Annotated in this window: 13 protein-coding genes; 8 read left to right on the top strand and 5 right to left on the bottom strand. The window is 57.5% G+C overall.

The genetic code is table 11. The features are described 5' to 3' along the window. Positions 1 to 5: 5 nt before the first annotated feature. The 4 genes from CCGE531_RS27410 to CCGE531_RS27395 all read right to left on the bottom strand — a co-directional run bounded on the left by CCGE531_RS27410 (position 6) and on the right by CCGE531_RS27395 (position 5,087). Entirely contained in the window at positions 6 to 1,025 is a 1,020-nt protein-coding gene (locus CCGE531_RS27410; protein WP_120669785.1) for an AraC family transcriptional regulator, read from the bottom strand. A gap of 374 nt (positions 1,026 to 1,399) precedes the next feature. After that, positions 1,400 to 2,422 carry an ABC transporter permease gene (locus CCGE531_RS27405; protein ID WP_120669784.1) on the bottom strand — a complete coding sequence of 341 codons (1,023 nt, stop codon included), beginning with the start codon at positions 2,420 to 2,422 and terminating at the stop codon, positions 1,400 to 1,402. Then, positions 2,406 to 3,941 (bottom strand): sugar ABC transporter ATP-binding protein, encoded by a 1,536-nt coding sequence (locus CCGE531_RS27400; RefSeq protein ID WP_120669783.1) that lies wholly within the window; start codon positions 3,939 to 3,941, stop codon positions 2,406 to 2,408. The genes CCGE531_RS27405 and CCGE531_RS27400 overlap by 17 nt, the downstream gene beginning before the upstream one ends. Before the next feature lie 159 nt (positions 3,942 to 4,100). Next, positions 4,101 to 5,087 (bottom strand): sugar ABC transporter substrate-binding protein, encoded by a 987-nt coding sequence (locus CCGE531_RS27395; RefSeq protein ID WP_120669782.1) that lies wholly within the window; start codon positions 5,085 to 5,087, stop codon positions 4,101 to 4,103. Positions 5,088 to 5,414: 327 nt separating this feature from the next. On the opposite strand from CCGE531_RS27395, the gene CCGE531_RS27390 reads away from it, so the two are divergent. Beyond that, positions 5,415 to 6,425: a LacI family DNA-binding transcriptional regulator gene (locus tag CCGE531_RS27390; protein ID WP_120669781.1), complete on the top strand. Its 1,011-nt coding sequence runs from the start codon at positions 5,415 to 5,417 to the stop codon at positions 6,423 to 6,425. A gap of 374 nt (positions 6,426 to 6,799) precedes the next feature. Next, complete coding sequence (locus CCGE531_RS27385) at positions 6,800 to 7,600, top strand: hypothetical protein (protein ID WP_120669780.1); 801 nt, start codon at positions 6,800 to 6,802, stop codon at positions 7,598 to 7,600. A gap of 136 nt (positions 7,601 to 7,736) precedes the next feature. Here the strand turns inward: CCGE531_RS27385 and CCGE531_RS34465 are convergent, their stop codons facing one another. After that, entirely contained in the window at positions 7,737 to 7,952 is a 216-nt protein-coding gene (locus tag CCGE531_RS34465; RefSeq protein ID WP_162944045.1) for a hypothetical protein, read from the bottom strand. A 122-nt stretch (positions 7,953 to 8,074) separates the two neighbouring features. On the opposite strand from CCGE531_RS34465, the gene CCGE531_RS27380 reads away from it, so the two are divergent. Genes CCGE531_RS27380 through CCGE531_RS27355 form a run of 6 tightly spaced genes read left to right on the top strand, consistent with a single transcriptional unit; the run spans position 8,075 to position 14,852 of the window. Next, positions 8,075 to 9,088 (top strand): UDP-glucuronic acid decarboxylase family protein, encoded by a 1,014-nt coding sequence (locus CCGE531_RS27380; RefSeq protein ID WP_120669779.1) that lies wholly within the window; start codon positions 8,075 to 8,077, stop codon positions 9,086 to 9,088. Continuing rightward, positions 9,088 to 10,074: a UDP-glucose 4-epimerase GalE gene (galE, locus tag CCGE531_RS27375; protein ID WP_120669778.1), complete on the top strand. Its 987-nt coding sequence runs from the start codon at positions 9,088 to 9,090 to the stop codon at positions 10,072 to 10,074. The genes CCGE531_RS27380 and galE overlap by 1 nt, the downstream gene beginning before the upstream one ends. Before the next feature lie 2 nt (positions 10,075 to 10,076). Beyond that, positions 10,077 to 11,927: a glycosyltransferase family 2 protein gene (locus CCGE531_RS27370; protein ID WP_120669777.1), complete on the top strand. Its 1,851-nt coding sequence runs from the start codon at positions 10,077 to 10,079 to the stop codon at positions 11,925 to 11,927. Between the two features lie 12 nt (positions 11,928 to 11,939). Further along, a complete protein-coding gene (locus CCGE531_RS27365) occupies positions 11,940 to 13,358 on the top strand; it encodes a UDP-glucose/GDP-mannose dehydrogenase family protein (protein ID WP_120669775.1) in 1,419 nt (472 codons plus the stop codon). Then, positions 13,342 to 13,911 (top strand): DUF995 domain-containing protein, encoded by a 570-nt coding sequence (locus CCGE531_RS27360; protein ID WP_120669773.1) that lies wholly within the window; start codon positions 13,342 to 13,344, stop codon positions 13,909 to 13,911. Before CCGE531_RS27365 ends, CCGE531_RS27360 begins: the two co-directional genes overlap by 17 nt. Continuing rightward, the gene (locus CCGE531_RS27355) at positions 13,908 to 14,852 is read left to right on the top strand and encodes a glycosyl hydrolase (RefSeq protein WP_120669771.1); all 945 of its coding nucleotides are present in this window, start codon (positions 13,908 to 13,910) and stop codon (positions 14,850 to 14,852) included. The genes CCGE531_RS27360 and CCGE531_RS27355 overlap by 4 nt, the downstream gene beginning before the upstream one ends. Positions 14,853 to 14,867: the final 15 nt, after the last annotated feature.

The raw sequence follows: 14,867 nt of genomic DNA, 5'->3' as shown, positions 1-14,867 counted from the left end.
CTCCCCTATGCGGCTGCCAGGGTCTTCTTCCGCCATTCCAGGGGCGTGACGTCGGTCACGCGCCGGAACTCACGATTGAAATTGGATTTCGTCTGAAAGCCGACCGCATACATAATCTCGATGACCGACTTTTCGGTTTCGGTCAGCAGCTTGCAGGCGGCGGCGATACGAAACTCGTTGACATATTGCGAGACGTTTTTTCCAGTGGCGCGGTTGATCGCCTCGGAAATCTGACGCGCCGACAGGCCGGCCTTGCGCGCCAGTCTGTTCAAGGTCAGGTCGTGATCCTCATAGAGCCGCTTGTCCGACATCAGCGCTTGAACGGCAGCCATCGTCTCGATATCTCCCGCATCCGCTTTCGGGACCTCGGCGATCTCAGGCGCTTCCCTTGCCGCGCCGCTGCGGCTGGCGGCGGCGGCGGCGGCGGACAAGATAATGAGCGCCACGAGGTTCCCACCGACAATGAGCGTCGGCGCGTAGCGGCCATGCATCCATATCAAATCGAAGGCCACGACCGTATCAAGCGCCGCCGAAAGAAGCAGCGAGGCGGCCGCAAACAGGATCGCATAATAGGCAGGCCTGGCTTCATCGAAGGCGGCAAGGCGAAGCGCGTCCATTCCCGGCCGCATCAGGCGCAATATGGCGATTGCATAGCCGATAAAGGTAAGAACGAGGATGACGTCGATCGCATCGCGCCAAACGATCATCGATATCAGAACAAGGATTGCCGGCAGGATATGGATGCCGATGCGCAAGAAGGGCGGTCGCGCACTCTTCCTAACCAGCTGGAACACGCCCGCGTAAACGAGCGGCGGCATGGTCGCCGCGACCAAGGGTGTCACATACATGACGGCCTGGATCCCGTAACCCCATCGCAATCCGGACAGCGCGGACTGGAAAGCGCTGACCAGGATAAGCGCCAGGAACGGGACATTGGCCGGCCGTTCGTCACCTCGCTTGAACACCATGGCAAACAGGACGAGCAGCACGATAGCGACAGCGAAGGGAAATGGAATAAAAAGCATGACAGTCACCTACGGCGGCTCGAAAGCAATAGAATGAAATCATGTCAGCAACCGTCGCTTCGCACGACCTCGATCGTGTTTCAGTACGGCGCCATCCCCACAAATTGACACCTTTTACCGATCAAGCACGGACAGCGGTCCCACCCCACCTCGATGGAAAGCCGTCAGTGCCTATCCGATCAGGGAGGCGAGCGTTCGGAAACTTCTCGAATGGTGGAATAGCGACACTGCGATTTGCCAGTCTCAGAAGTGGATCTCGGATACCACCCAAACTGGGTCCCCGGTGAGGAAGACATTCGTCGGCTCAAGATTATCGAAACGACTTCACCTTCGAGCAGGGAAGCAATATTGGGGCCTGCCATGTTGAATATCATTCATCGCGTTTCCAATATCCTCATCAATCGACCGCGATAGCTGTCGAGAATGACGGCCAGCACGATGACTGCGCCAATGACGATCGGCTTGATGTTATCGTCGGCACCGAGCAGTTGCAGGCCCGTGGATAGCACTTGCAGAATGCATGCGCCTACCAGCGTACCCACAATCGATCCTTTGCCGCCAGAAAGACTGGTGCCGCCGATGATCACAGCTGCAATGGCATTGAGCTCATAGCCAATACCCGCGACCGGGCTGCCGACATTGAGGCGCAACAGATAAACCATAGCTGCAATGCCTGCCGTCAGCCCGGAAATCGTGAAGACGGCAATCTTGAACCTTTTGGGCTCGTGCCCTGACAGCCGGACGGCTTCCTCATTGGTGCCGATCGCAAAGACAAAGCGCCCAAACACAGTATAACGCAGCACGAACCAGCCGATAAACACGACGACGATCGCAACCAGAAAGATTGAAGGAAAGACGCCCCAGAAGATTAGGTTACCGAAATCGACAAAAGGCTGAGGCAGGCCGGTAATGGTGGAGTTGTCACTGACGACGCGCGCCAGGCCGCTTGCGACGTTCAACATGCCAAGCGTAACGATGAAGGACGGAAGCTTCCATTTCTCGCATACCCATCCATTGATCGCACCAAGCACGGCGCCTGCTCCCATCGATGCAATCGAAGCCAGCACGATCGCCTGCCAGGGAGAAAGCCTGGGATCGACCATGATCGTTGCACCGATAACAGTGCAAAGCGCTAGCAGCGAGCCGACCGACAGATCGATGCCGCCGGTAAGGATGACGAAGGTCATGCCCGAGGCGAGCACGGTGTTGATGGCGATCTGCACGAAGATCTTCAGAAAGTTCTCTGGCGTCGCGAAATATGGCGCTGTCGCCGAGAAAAAGATCAGGATCAGAACGAGGGCGATGGCAACGCCCGCTTCCTTCATCGATATCCGAATGAGCTTGTCCCAGAAGCTGGACTCTTTGACCTCGGTCTTCTTTTCAATGTTGCCGGACACGACTGTATTCCTTGTAGGCGAGTGACAGAATCTTGCTCTCTTCGAATTGGTCTCGGGCGATTTCGCCGGCAATCTTGCCATTCGACAAAACAATGATGCGGTGGCAGATGCCGATGAGCTCCGGCAGGTCCGACGAGACGACCAGAACACCCTTTCCCTCGGCGGCAAACTTCCACAGAAGATCATAGATCTCGGCCTTTGCACCCACGTCGATCCCACGGGTCGGCTCGTCGAAAATCAGTACTTTGGGACCGCGGAACAGCCATTTGGCAATGACGACCTTCTGCTGGTTGCCGCCGGAAAATGTCCTGACCACCTGGTGGATGGATGGCGTTTTAATGCGCAGCTCGCGTACAAGGCGCTGCGAGTTTTCATTCTCGATCTTCCGGTTGATCAGGCCATTGCGGGAGATTTTGCCGAGATCTGTGATGGTGGTGTTTTCGGCGCAGCTCATGTCGAGCATCAGGCCCTGCATCTTGCGGTCTTCGGTTGCCAGGCACAGCCCTGCGGCGACAGCATCCCTCGGCGAATTGATCTCGACCGGCTCGCCATTAATGCGGATTTCTCCGGCGGCCTTTGCATCGGCGCCGAATATGGCGCGAACTGCCTCGGTCCGACCGCTGCCCACAAGCCCGGCAATGCCGACGATTTCACCCTTGGCGATAGAGAATGATATCTCCGGACTATTGTGCGTCACCTTCAGACCGGAGATACCGAGCGCCTCACCCGATATGACACTATCGCCGCGAAAGGCGTCATGTTCCGCGAGTGCGCGCCCTACCATCAGTTCAACGATTTTTGGAATTCCTAGCCCTTCAAGCGGCCGCGTGATCACATGTTGGCCGTCGCGCAGGATGGTCACGTCATCGCCCACCTCAAATATCTCTTCGAGCCGGTGCGATATGTAAAGCGTGGTTACGCCCCGCGCCTTCAGCCGCCTCAGAATTTCGAAGAGACGATCGACTTCCTTGGAGGTCAACGTTGCCGTCGGTTCGTCAAGAACCAGAAGCTTGCTCTCGTAACAGAGCGCCTTGGCGATCTCGAGAAGCTGAAGCTGCGCTACGCTCAAGCTGCTGGCAAGCGTCGTCGGCGCCACGTTGAGGCCGACTTCGGCCAGCAACTCTGCCGCCCTGGCGTTCATTTGCTTGTAGTTCACCAGGCCGTATCGGCGCGGGAGATGTTCGAAGAGAAGATTTTCAGCAACGCTGAGGTTGGATAGGGGATGCAGTTCCTGATGGATGACGCGAATGCCGGCCTTGAAGGCCTCCAGAGGAGACGCCGGATCGTAGCGCTCGCCGTCGAACACGATATGACCGTCATCCGGCTTAAAGACACCACCAAGAAGGTTGATCAGCGTGGATTTTCCGGCACCGTTTTCGCCCAGAAGGACGTGTCCCTTGCCGCGACCGATGCTAATGGAAACATCTTTGAGCGCGACGACGCCCGGGAAGCGCTTGCCTATTCCTTCCAGCTTCAGGATGTAGTCATCTGGTGTGCTTGGCACGTCCACCTCGCGCATGGTCTATTTCGGATTGGAAATGGCACCCGCCCATAGCTGACGCCGAGGCCGCTCGAAAACGAGCGACGTCGGAGCATTCAACAGGAAAGCGATCGGGCAGCGAATAGCGCCGGCCAAGCAGCCGGCGCCTCCTTCAGCCTCGAAGCCAAGGACCCTCGACTATTTAATATCCTTGGCGGTGATGAGCGTGACGTTCGTCTTGACCCAACCGGTGAATTTTTCGCCGGCGAGCTCGCGAAGTCCATACTTGATGCCCATGGCCGCCATCTCGGCACCATACTGTTCGACGGTGGCAAGCATCTTGCCGTCCTTGATCAACGGCTTGACGGACGGGATATTATCGAAACCGACAACCTTGATCTTGCCGCTCTGGCCGGATGCATCGAGCGCCTTGACGACACCGAGAGCCATGGAGTCGTTTGCGGCCATGACGCCCTGAATATCCTTATACTTCGTCAGGAAATTCGTCATGACGGTGTTCGCTTCCTCCGTCTCCCAATGCGCGGTCTTGCTGTCGAGAAGCTCGAGCTTGCCGTTCTTGATGGAATCCATGAAGCCGACCTTGCGCTCCTTGGCGTTGTCAGCCTCAGGATTGCCTTCCAGGATCACGACCTTCGCGCCCGGCCCCAGATCCTTGGCAAGCGCATCGCCCGCAAGCTTGGCGCCCTCAGTGTTGTCAGGCCCGAAGAAGGCAAGATCGATACCGGCCGCCTTCTTGGCGTCGGCATCCAGCGGCACGTCGATATTGATGACCTTGACGCCGGCCTTTACGGCCTTCGCAAGCGGAGTGGCCATCGCCTTCGAGTCGGCCGGTGCGACAACGATGATATCGTATTTCTGCGTCACGAAGTTTTCGACCGCATCGACCTGCGAAGCAAAATCACGCTCGTCCTTCATGCCGACGGCCTTGAAGTCGAACTTCTCCTTGTTTTCAGCCGCATATTTGTCGGCACCCGCCTTCATCTGCTTGAAGAACTCATTCGACAAGGACTTCATGATCAGGCCGACTTTAGGCTTACCGGCCGCAAAGGCTGGCGACACGCCGCAAGACAGCGCAAGTACCAAGGTGCCTGCAAGACCAAGCTTCAACGCCGCACGACGCGGGACGCTGATCAAGACGGATTCAGGCTTTCTAGAATTGGACATTTCTCTCCTCCCGGACGGTCCTGGGCTCAGCTCCACCTGAGTTGTCAACGACAATGAACCGTTTCACCACGTAATGGGTAACAATGCCTCCGAAAATTGTCAAGGCGGTGGAAATGGCGAAAAAAATGGCACGGGTTGCACTTTCGCTTGTATGCTGCAGTATATGCGATGAACCGTTTCCAACGACGCTGCGAAATGCTTTCCGTTAGGTCGATCAAGTTTAACGTGCAGACTTTTGATGAAGGCGGTAGAGACCGCTAGCGGGATGCTTGGATCAGGCTCTTGGTAAGGCCACTGGTTCCGAAGAGAAAGGACATATGTTCCGTTATGCTGAAGGTCGGAATCCGCGACGTTGCCAAGCTCGCAGAGGTCTCTACCGGGACCGTTTCGAGAGTCTTGAATGATCACCCATCCGTCACGCACGAATTAAGGACGCGGGTCAACGCCATCATAGAGGAACTCGGTTACACGCCGGATCCGTCCGCAAGAAGCATGCGCAGCAAGGTCAGCCGCCTCATCGGCATCGTCATCCCGGACCTGACCAATCCATTCTTTTCCGAACTCGTCCAATCTGCCGAGCAAGCCGCAGCCACGTACGGTTACAACATCATCGTCATGACATCCTTCGATCACGCTACGAAGGAAGCCGACCGTCTCCGGCAACTGACGAGCCGCAAGGTGGACGGCATCATTCTCGTTCCGAGCAACGATTTCCATCCGATCAAGCTGCCGAAAGGGCTGCCAATCGTTGTCGTCGACCGTCTTATGCCGGGATATTCGGGTATAGCCTCAGATCATCGCAACGGCGTTCGCCTTGGCGTCGAATATCTCCTGAAGCTAGGGCATCGCCGTATCGGCTTCATTTCAGGGCCTGAACATTCCGTTCCAGCCAATGATCGCCTCAAGGGCTATCTCGATGCCATGATACAAGCCGGCAATAGCGTGGGAACCGCAGCCCCGCCGCTGGTTGCCGAGGCCAACTTCGATTATGAGAGCGGACGGCTGGCGGGAAATTATCTGCTGGCGCGTGCCCGCAACGAACGTCCGACCGCCATCTTTGCGAGCTCTGATCAGCAGGCGATCGGCTGCATGAGGGCGGCATATGACCTTGGTATCCCAATACCGGCAGCGCTATCCATCCTTGGATTCGACGGCATCCCGCTCTCCGATATGACAATCCCGCGCTTAACAACGGTGAAGCAACCAATTCAGAAGATCGCTACAGCCGCTGTGGAGGTTCTTCTCAACGAGCAGCCCGTGCCGAGCATCGACCATCCGGTCTTGTTAGCCTGCGAGCTGTCTTATGGAGAAACTACCTGCGCACCACAGCCTGACTGAATGCCGACAGGATAGCACCGCTATAAAAACCTCAGTAGAAAGCCTCGATCGTGCAAGCGTTTGAATCCTCGCGAATACTCACCTCCAGTGATTTTGCATTAAGCACCTGATAATGCTGATCAATTTTTAGTGCCGCTAGGGTCGTCATCGACGCAGGTTGCGCTCCCGGCTCTTCGGGTAATGGCCACGGATCGAGCTCGTCTTGAAGGGAGCGATGTCGTCAACTCCAAGCTTGTCCCGCTATCTCCATTATCGATGTGAATATCGCAAGTAAAATACGCCTTCATGCTGAGAGATCGCGAAGTTTTTGTCCCTCCCGCTCCATCGATATACATGACATAATCAATGGCCAGATGTAGCTGGAGCATTTTTCGATGCCGCGAGAAGCCGTCTGGACGCTGGTTTTGTTTATTCTCCTGATATTGAGCGCCGCAATCGGTTCGATATTGCGCACCAGACTGCCTGCTCCGCACCGCGGCACCGAGACGATAGACTTTCTTCGAGTCGTGACGGCCTTGCTTGTGACTTTTGCGGCACTTGTCATGAGCTTGCTTTTGGCATCGGAGCTGACCGCATTCACAACAGCGTCCCACGATCGCAACCGCTACGCCGCCGGTCTGGCGGAAATGGACGTTTGCCTCAAAAACTACGGCGCCGCATTGGACAGTGAAAGACAACTCCTGCGCAGCTATACCGCCGCCGTCATTGCCAGTACATGGCCGGGAGAACCGCTTCCGCCGGGAATGACATATCCCGACGTATCAAAATTGCCTTTGATTGGCGAAGCACCCACCCTGGGGACACTCCTGAACGACATAGGGCTGGGCATTGCCCGCCAGCAGCCGACCGATCCCTTGCATCAGTTGCTTGTCGCCCGTTGCAATCAGCTCTTCAGCAATCTCATGGTCGCGCGATGGACCGTCATAGAAGATGCGCATGGCTCGCTTTCAGCGCCGTTTCTCGATGTCCTGATCTTCTGGCTTATGCTGGTGTTTCTGAGCTTCGGTCTTCAGGCCCCCAGAAATCCGCTTGCAGGCTCCATTGTCGCCGTCGCCATCGTTTCGGTGGCGAGCGTCATGTTTGTCATCCTGGATCTCGATCTTCCCTATGGCGGCCTTTTCGGTATCCCGAGCACGTCCATGCGGCATGCGCTGGCCGATATGCTGGCGCAATAATAATCGCTCAAGGAATGCCGGCAGCGACCAGGTCGCATACTTGAAGCGCTTGTCAAAGCGTATCGTACCCGCCAGGGCACAGCGTCCCGTTGCAAAAATGATCGTTGCGAATGTCTGGAATCCAAAGGCAGTTTTTCTAGCTGGCGACGAAAGCAATGCTTCGTGCCCAGCGGCAAATAGCAGAAAAGACGGCAATTCCGACTGCCGATGCCGGACGACCCTGCTTGAAAGCGGTCAGCGACGGCTTCTGCTGGCGGCGTTTCATGTCGCTTACCCAAAGTCTTTCGCGGCCAACAAATGTACAGATTGTAAAAATCTCGAATTCCCTGATAACGACAGAAACCTCAGACATTAGTAATTTATTAACAATAGTCCTCGCCGGAGCTATATTTGATTGCGAGGCAAAAACACGGCGTGTGTGCAGTACAGCCGTCGCATCTATGTTTGTGTATCATCGTAAAAGTGGAGAGTTCTATGAATATGCCGCTCAGATATACGAATTTATATTCGAGAAATTCCGAACGCCGTACAATTCTGATTGCTGGCGGCGCGGGTTTTCTGGGTTCTCATCTTTGTGAGCGGCTATTGCGGGATGGCTGTCAGGTCATCTGCGCCGACGACTTCTCGACGGGGCGGACGGAGAATTTGCGGCATTTGCTTCGCTACGACGCCTTCAGCTTCGTTCGTCACGATATCGTCAATCCCATCGATCTGCCGGTCGACGAGATCTACAATCTGGCCTGTCCCGCATCGCCCGTGCACTATCAGGCAGACCCGATCCATACCATGAAGACATGCGTTTTCGGTGCGCTGAACCTGCTCGAACTGGCGGCACGGCACCAGGCCCGCATATTCCAGGCTTCAACCTCGGAAATCTACGGAGACCCGCAGGTACATCCCCAGCCGGAGCGCTATTGGGGCCATGTCAACTCGTTTGGCCCACGCTCCTGCTATGACGAGGGAAAGCGCTCGGCCGAAACGCTTTTCTATGACTTTCATATGAGACATGGCGTGGACATCAGGATCGCGCGTATCTTCAATACCTACGGACCGCGCATGCGTCCCGATGATGGCCGCGTCGTTTCCAATTTCATCGTCCAGGCACTCAAGGGACAGGACATTACCGTCTACGGCGACGGATCGCAGACGCGCTCGTTCTGCTATGTCGACGACCTTATCGAAGGCTTCGTTCAGCTGATGAGCAGCCCCGCCGCGCTTCATTCGCCGATCAATCTGGGCAATCCGGCCGAGTTCAGCGTCCGCGAACTTGCCGAACAGGTCATCACGCTGACGGGTTCGCCGTCGAAAGTCGTCTACAAACCGCTGCCGATCGACGACCCTCGCCAGCGTCGTCCCGACATCACGATCGCAAAACGGGACTTGGCATGGGAGCCGACGGTCGCTCTGGCCGAAGGCCTGAAGTCGACGGTTGCCTATTTCGAACGCCAGCTTCATCGGCAAGGCAGCGAACTCGTAGAGGTCATCTGATGTCTGCGCGCACCATCCTCGTCGCGGGCGGTGCCGGCTTCATCGGCAGCCACACGGCCAAGCTTCTGCATAGAGAAGGTTACGAACCGGTCGTCTATGACAATCTTTCCACCGGCCATCTTCGATCGGTCCGCTGGGGACCGTTCATAGAGGGAGATATTCTCAACACGCGTCGCCTGGTCGAGACCATCAGGAGATATCAGCCTGAAGCGGTCATCCATTTCGCAGCCTCGGCCTATGTCGGCGAATCCGTCGAACAGCCGGCAAAATACTATGCCAACAACGTCAACGGTACGCATTCGCTACTGGAAGCCTGCCGCACCACCGGTATCGACAAGCTCATCTTTTCATCGAGCTGCGCGGTCTATGGCATACCGGATCAATTGCCGATCCGCGAATGTGAGCCGCAGCGTCCCATAAATCCCTATGGCCGCACGAAGCTCATCGCCGAACACATGCTGACCGACTACGCGGCAGCCTACGGGCTTCGTTATGTCGCGCTGCGCTATTTCAATGCGGCGGGAGCCGACCCCGAGCAGGAGCTCGGCGAATGGCACGCTCCGGAGACGCATCTGATCCCCCGCGCGCTGCTCGCCGCGACGGGCGCCATCGACTGCCTCGAGGTCTATGGCGATGACTACGACACGCCGGACGGCACCTGCGTCCGCGACTACATCCACGTCATGGATCTGGCGCGCGGCCATGCTCTCGCGGTCAAATATCTGATGGAGGGCGGCGCCAATCTCGCCATCAATCTCGGAACCGGCCGCGGGACGTCGATCAGGGAGGTTCTGGACGCCATCGGACTTGCCTCGAGACGCTCCGTGCCGGTTGCGATGCGCCCTCGCCGGCCGGGTGATCCGCCGGCGCTTTATGCCGCGTCGGATCTCGCCGCCGAAAAACTCGGCTTTCAACCCCTGTACTCCGATATCGGAACCATCATCCGAACGGCAGCTCCATTCTTCGGATTGGAGACGCAATCGTGAGGATGCCCAAGATAAAAAGATCCGCCGCGCAGGACGAGCCACTGATGGTTCCCATCCTCTCAGGCTATCGCCGCACGGAATATATCGTCTGTGCCGCGATATGGTTTGCCGCACTCGCTTATCTTTGGTGGTGGTGGCTCCTGCCGGGCCACCATATCGATCCGCTCGGATCCATTCTGATCACCACCGTTCTGGCATGGACGAGCCTCCTTCCAGCCTATTTCGTCGCCGTATTCTATCGCGCGCGGAAGACAAACGGGCCGCTACGCCTACCGGTAGGCAGCCGGGTGGCGATGGTGGTGACAAAGGCGCCGTCGGAACCGTTCGATATCGTTATCCGCACCCTACAGGCCATGCTCGCACAGGAAGTGCCGCACGACACATGGCTCGCTGACGAGGATCCTTCGCCTGCGACAATCGATTGGTGCCGCAGGCACGGCGTTCAGCTGTCCACCCGCAAAGGGCGGGACGATTATCACCGCCAGACATGGCCGCGGCGCACGCGCTGCAAGGAGGGAAACCTCGCCTTCTTCTATGACCATTATGGCTATGAACGTTATGATTTCGTCGTTCAGCTCGATGCCGATCACGTGCCGAGCCGGGACTATCTTTACCAGATGCTGCGTCCGTTCGCCGATCCCGCGATCGGCTACGTATCCGCGCCCAGCATCTGCGACAGCAACGCACATGAGAGCTGGTCCGCGCGGGGTCGCCTTTATGCCGAAGCGAGCATGCATGGATCGCTGCAAGCCGGCTTCAACAATGGCCTGGCGCCGCTCTGCATCGGCTCGCACTATGCCGTCCGCACTGCGGCTCTGAAAGAGATCGGCGGTCTCGGACCCGAACTCGCCGAGGATCATTCGACAACGCTCATGATGAATGCACATGGTTGGCGCGGCGTTCACGCCATCGATGCGATTGCTCACGGCGATGGTCCGAGCACCTTTACCGACCTCATCACGCAGGAGTTCCAGTGGTCGCGCAGCCTGATGATGATCTTGCTGCAATATTCACCGAAGCTGCTTCCGTGCCTGCCACCGCGGCTAAGAGCGCAATTCCTGTTCTCTCAACTCTGGTACCCGCTGTTTTCGCTGTTCATGGCGCTGATGTTCATGCTGCCTATAATAGCGCTCATGGGAAGACGGAACTTCGTCAATGTGTCCTATCCCGATTTTCTGCTTCACTTCCTGCCGCAATCGTTCCTGCTGATCGCATTCGCTTATCGCTGGCGCCGTACCGGCACGTTCAGGCCGGTTGATGCCAAGATACTCAGCTGGGAAGCGACGCTGTTTCTGTTCGCACGCTGGCCATGGGCACTTGCCGGGACAATCGCAGCGATACGGGATTGGGCGACTGGGTCTTTCGTCGATTTTCGCGTCACGCCGAAAGGCACGTCCAATGTCGATCCATTGCCCTTCCGCGTGCTGGCGCCTTATGCGCTTCTGTCTCTCGTTTCCATCGTACCTGTCTTGACGGTTCGCGATGCCGGAGAGACGAGCGGCTTCTATATCTTCGCGACCATGAATGCGGCGATCTACACGCTGCTGCTATTGGTGATCATTGTGAAGCACGCGCAGGAGAACACCGTCTCCATGAGCAGCCGGTTCTATCGTCCTGCCGTTGCAAGCGCATTGCTCGCTCTCATCGCCCTGCCGGGATTTGCCGCCACGGAGCGCGGTGCCGACGGAGTGCTGTCGCTGACATGGAGCGCCAGCGGCTATGCGCTTTTCGTGGAGCGCTCGTCGGTGGCGGGAGCAGGCGTCAGCGGACGCAAGCTGCATCGGATCATGTTCGATCCGCACTGGCATGACGGCAACGCAGTGACGGAAATTCCCGACAGGAGGGGCGCATAAGCGCAATAGAACATGAAGATAGCTGTTGTCGGAACGGGATATGTGGGTTTGGTCAGCGGCGCCTGCTTCGCCGAGTGGGGTCATGAAGTCGTCTGCGTGGACAAGGATCCGCCGAAGATTGCCGGTCTCCGACAGGGCAGAATGCCAATCTACGAGCCGCATCTCGACGAAATGGTCGAACGAAACTGCGCATCGGGACGGCTTGATTTCACCTGCAACCTCGCCCGGGCGGTCAGGCAAGCCGCCATCGTCTTTATCGCCCTCAGCACGCCGCCTCGCAATGATCGCGGTGAACCCGATCTTTCCTGCCTCTACCGTGCGGCAAGCGATCTTGCGCCGTTGATAGCAGACGACGCGGTCGTCGTCATTAAATCGACCGTGCCCGTGGGCACCGGCGACATGGTGCAGAAGATCATCGCCGCGACACGGAAGCCAGGCACGTTTTCCGTTGCCTCCAACCCGGAATTCCTGTGCGAAGGCGTTGCGGTACAGAATTCCCTCGCACCCGATCGTGTCGTTATCGGCGTTGACGACGAACCTGCCTATAAGCGCCTGCTGGAACTCTATACCGACCCGATGGATCTCCTGGATATACCGGTTGTGGTGACGGCGCGGCGAACTGCGGAATTGATCAAATATGCGGCCAACGCGTTTCTGGCGACGAAGATAACCTTCATCAACGAGCTCGCCGATCTTTGCGAACATCTGGGCAGCGATGTCGAGGAACTGACGCTCGGGATAGGATTGGACAAGCGCATAGGCACGACCTTCCTGACGGCAGGTCCAGGCTTCGGCGGCTCCTGTTTTCCAGGCGATACGCTCGCTCTTTTGCGAACCGCGCAGGATTATGGCGTGGCGCTGCGCGTGATCGAGGAAACCGTTGCAGCGAACGACGCCCGCAAGCGACGCATGGCGCGCAGGGTCGTCGAAGCGCTTGGCGGCAATATAGACGGTCTGACCATCGCCGTCCTTGGCCTCACATGCAGGCCCGACACGGACGATATGCGCGAAGCCCCCTCGGTTCCGCTGATCGAAGCGCTGCAGCGCTTTGGCGGTCATATTCGCGCTTACGATCCGATGGGCATCGAGAATGCCGCGAAGGTCCTTGATGACGTGGTGTTCTGCGACGATCCTTATGACTGCGCGCGCAATGCCGATGCGGCGGTCGTCATGACGGAATGGGCAATCATTAGGAATCTCGACCTGATCCAGCTCAAGGCGAATATGCGCCAGCCAATCCTGGTGGATCTCAGAAACGCCTTTCGCAAGGAAGCTGCCGCGCAGCTCGGATTCCGCATTTCCACCATCGGAAATTCGGCCAGCACCAAGGGCGATGTTCGAAGCATGGCGAGACAGAGGAACAAATCTCTGGGCGCCGCGAAAGTCATACCAATTGCTATGCGGGAGAAAGACAATGGCATCATCATATAACAAACCGAGCCTTCTGATCCGCGTAAGTGCTGCGACGCTTGCCGCCGTCATCGTCCTCGGATCCGTCGCGGCAAGTAGCGCCGCCGCTGAGGGCAAAGGCCTCAAACTGCCGGTCGACGCTCGCCCCATGACAGCGTTCGAGCTTTACCAACTCTATCGCGACAAGAGCTGGCAATGGCCAGATGGCGCAGGGCAAATGCAGGACGCAGATCGCCGGTTCGCTGCCTGGGTCGATGGCAATGCAGGCAAATCCTGGGCCGAAGGCCGCTGGAGCGTGAGCGATGCCGGCCGCATGTGCTTTGAAGCAACCTGGTACGCGGCGAACGGCAAGTTCCCGGCCAAGACCTGCTTTCTGCACCGCATTCTCAATGAAACCGTTTACCAGAAGCGCGAATCCGGTGGGGCATGGTTCATATTTCGCCATGCCGCGATCAAAGACGCCGACGAGGCGAAAAAGTTGGTCGCCAGCGATCTGGTTACTGAACGACTGAGCATCGTGAAAGCCACCCTGGGCACGAGCAAGGCCGAACTGAAGGAGGAGGCAGTCCAATGAAAACGGCATCCAAGCTTACCGCTGCCGTCGTTTGTTTCGCAGGTTTGTCCGGAGCGATTTACGCCCCCAACAAAGGTGTTGAAACGGCGGGCGGCAGCCAAAGCACGTTCCATGACAAGAGACCGATCATCACGCCGCAATCGCTGCCATCGGGCGCCTACGATCCGAACGGCGATTTCTCAAATGACCCCAATCCCAAGATCGAGCATCTCTTCCTCCCCTGGGAAGATGTGGATCTGGCGACGCTTGGGGTCGCGGACAGCTATGCGCGCCAGCGCGGCCGCTCGCTGCTGATTACAGTCGAGCCCTGGTCCTGGGCACGCAATTGGCGCGTTACGCCGGACGATCTGTTCCAGGCGATCATGGATGGGCACTACGATGCGAACATGGCGTCGATATGCTCGGCCGCCGCCAAGCTGAAGCAACCCGTTACCATTCGCTGGGCACAGGAAATGGATGAGAAGAACGGGCAGTTCACCTGGGCCTACTGGAGCCCCTCGCAATATGTGAAGGCATATAAGCACGCCGTCGATGTATGCCGTCGCGATCTTCCATCCGCCGAATACATGTGGTCGCCGATGGGCAAGGAAGGGCTCGAAGCCTATTATCCGGGAGATCGATATGTGGATGTCGTCGGCATCTCGGTCTTCGGCTATCAGCCCTTCGACCAGCGCGTGCTCGGGCGTGACTCGACCTTCGTCGAGGCCACCAAACCGGCCTATGACCGCGTCAAAGCTTTCGGAAAGCCGATCGTTATCGCGGAGCTGGGCTACCAGGGAAACGAAGCCTATGTCCATGCCTGGGCTGAAGAAGCCGCCAAACCGCATGACGAATTCAAGAACATCGTGGGGGTGGTGTATTTCGACGATCGCGAGGTTTATCCGTGGCCTCACGGTCTCGGACTGCCGGACTGGCGCGTTGTCAGCCCTCTGTTGAACTGAACCAACAACAACGAA

It is taken from the genome of Rhizobium sp. CCGE531 (assembly GCF_003627795.1).
Taxonomy (GTDB): domain Bacteria; phylum Pseudomonadota; class Alphaproteobacteria; order Rhizobiales; family Rhizobiaceae; genus Rhizobium.
This window is presented reverse-complemented; position numbering and strand designations above follow the sequence as displayed.

What these genes read in the sequence shown, in the direction of transcription:
- CCGE531_RS27410 (WP_120669785.1), bottom strand. Translation starts at nt 1,025, where the DNA reads ATGCTTTTTATTCCATTTCCCTTCGCTGTCGCTATCGTGCTGCTCGTC.
- CCGE531_RS27400 (WP_120669783.1), bottom strand. Translation starts at nt 3,941, where the DNA reads ATGCGCGAGGTGGACGTGCCAAGCACACCAGATGACTACATCCTGAAG.
- CCGE531_RS27395 (WP_120669782.1), bottom strand. Translation starts at nt 5,087, where the DNA reads ATGTCCAATTCTAGAAAGCCTGAATCCGTCTTGATCAGCGTCCCGCGT.
- CCGE531_RS27390 (WP_120669781.1), top strand. Translation starts at nt 5,415, where the DNA reads ATGCTGAAGGTCGGAATCCGCGACGTTGCCAAGCTCGCAGAGGTCTCT.
- CCGE531_RS27385 (WP_120669780.1), top strand. Translation starts at nt 6,800, where the DNA reads ATGCCGCGAGAAGCCGTCTGGACGCTGGTTTTGTTTATTCTCCTGATA.
- CCGE531_RS34465 (WP_162944045.1), bottom strand. Translation starts at nt 7,952, where the DNA reads ATGTCTGAGGTTTCTGTCGTTATCAGGGAATTCGAGATTTTTACAATC.
- CCGE531_RS27380 (WP_120669779.1), top strand. Translation starts at nt 8,075, where the DNA reads ATGAATATGCCGCTCAGATATACGAATTTATATTCGAGAAATTCCGAA.
- galE (WP_120669778.1), top strand. Translation starts at nt 9,088, where the DNA reads ATGTCTGCGCGCACCATCCTCGTCGCGGGCGGTGCCGGCTTCATCGGC.
- CCGE531_RS27370 (WP_120669777.1), top strand. Translation starts at nt 10,077, where the DNA reads ATGCCCAAGATAAAAAGATCCGCCGCGCAGGACGAGCCACTGATGGTT.
- CCGE531_RS27365 (WP_120669775.1), top strand. Translation starts at nt 11,940, where the DNA reads ATGAAGATAGCTGTTGTCGGAACGGGATATGTGGGTTTGGTCAGCGGC.
- CCGE531_RS27360 (WP_120669773.1), top strand. Translation starts at nt 13,342, where the DNA reads ATGGCATCATCATATAACAAACCGAGCCTTCTGATCCGCGTAAGTGCT.
- CCGE531_RS27355 (WP_120669771.1), top strand. Translation starts at nt 13,908, where the DNA reads ATGAAAACGGCATCCAAGCTTACCGCTGCCGTCGTTTGTTTCGCAGGT.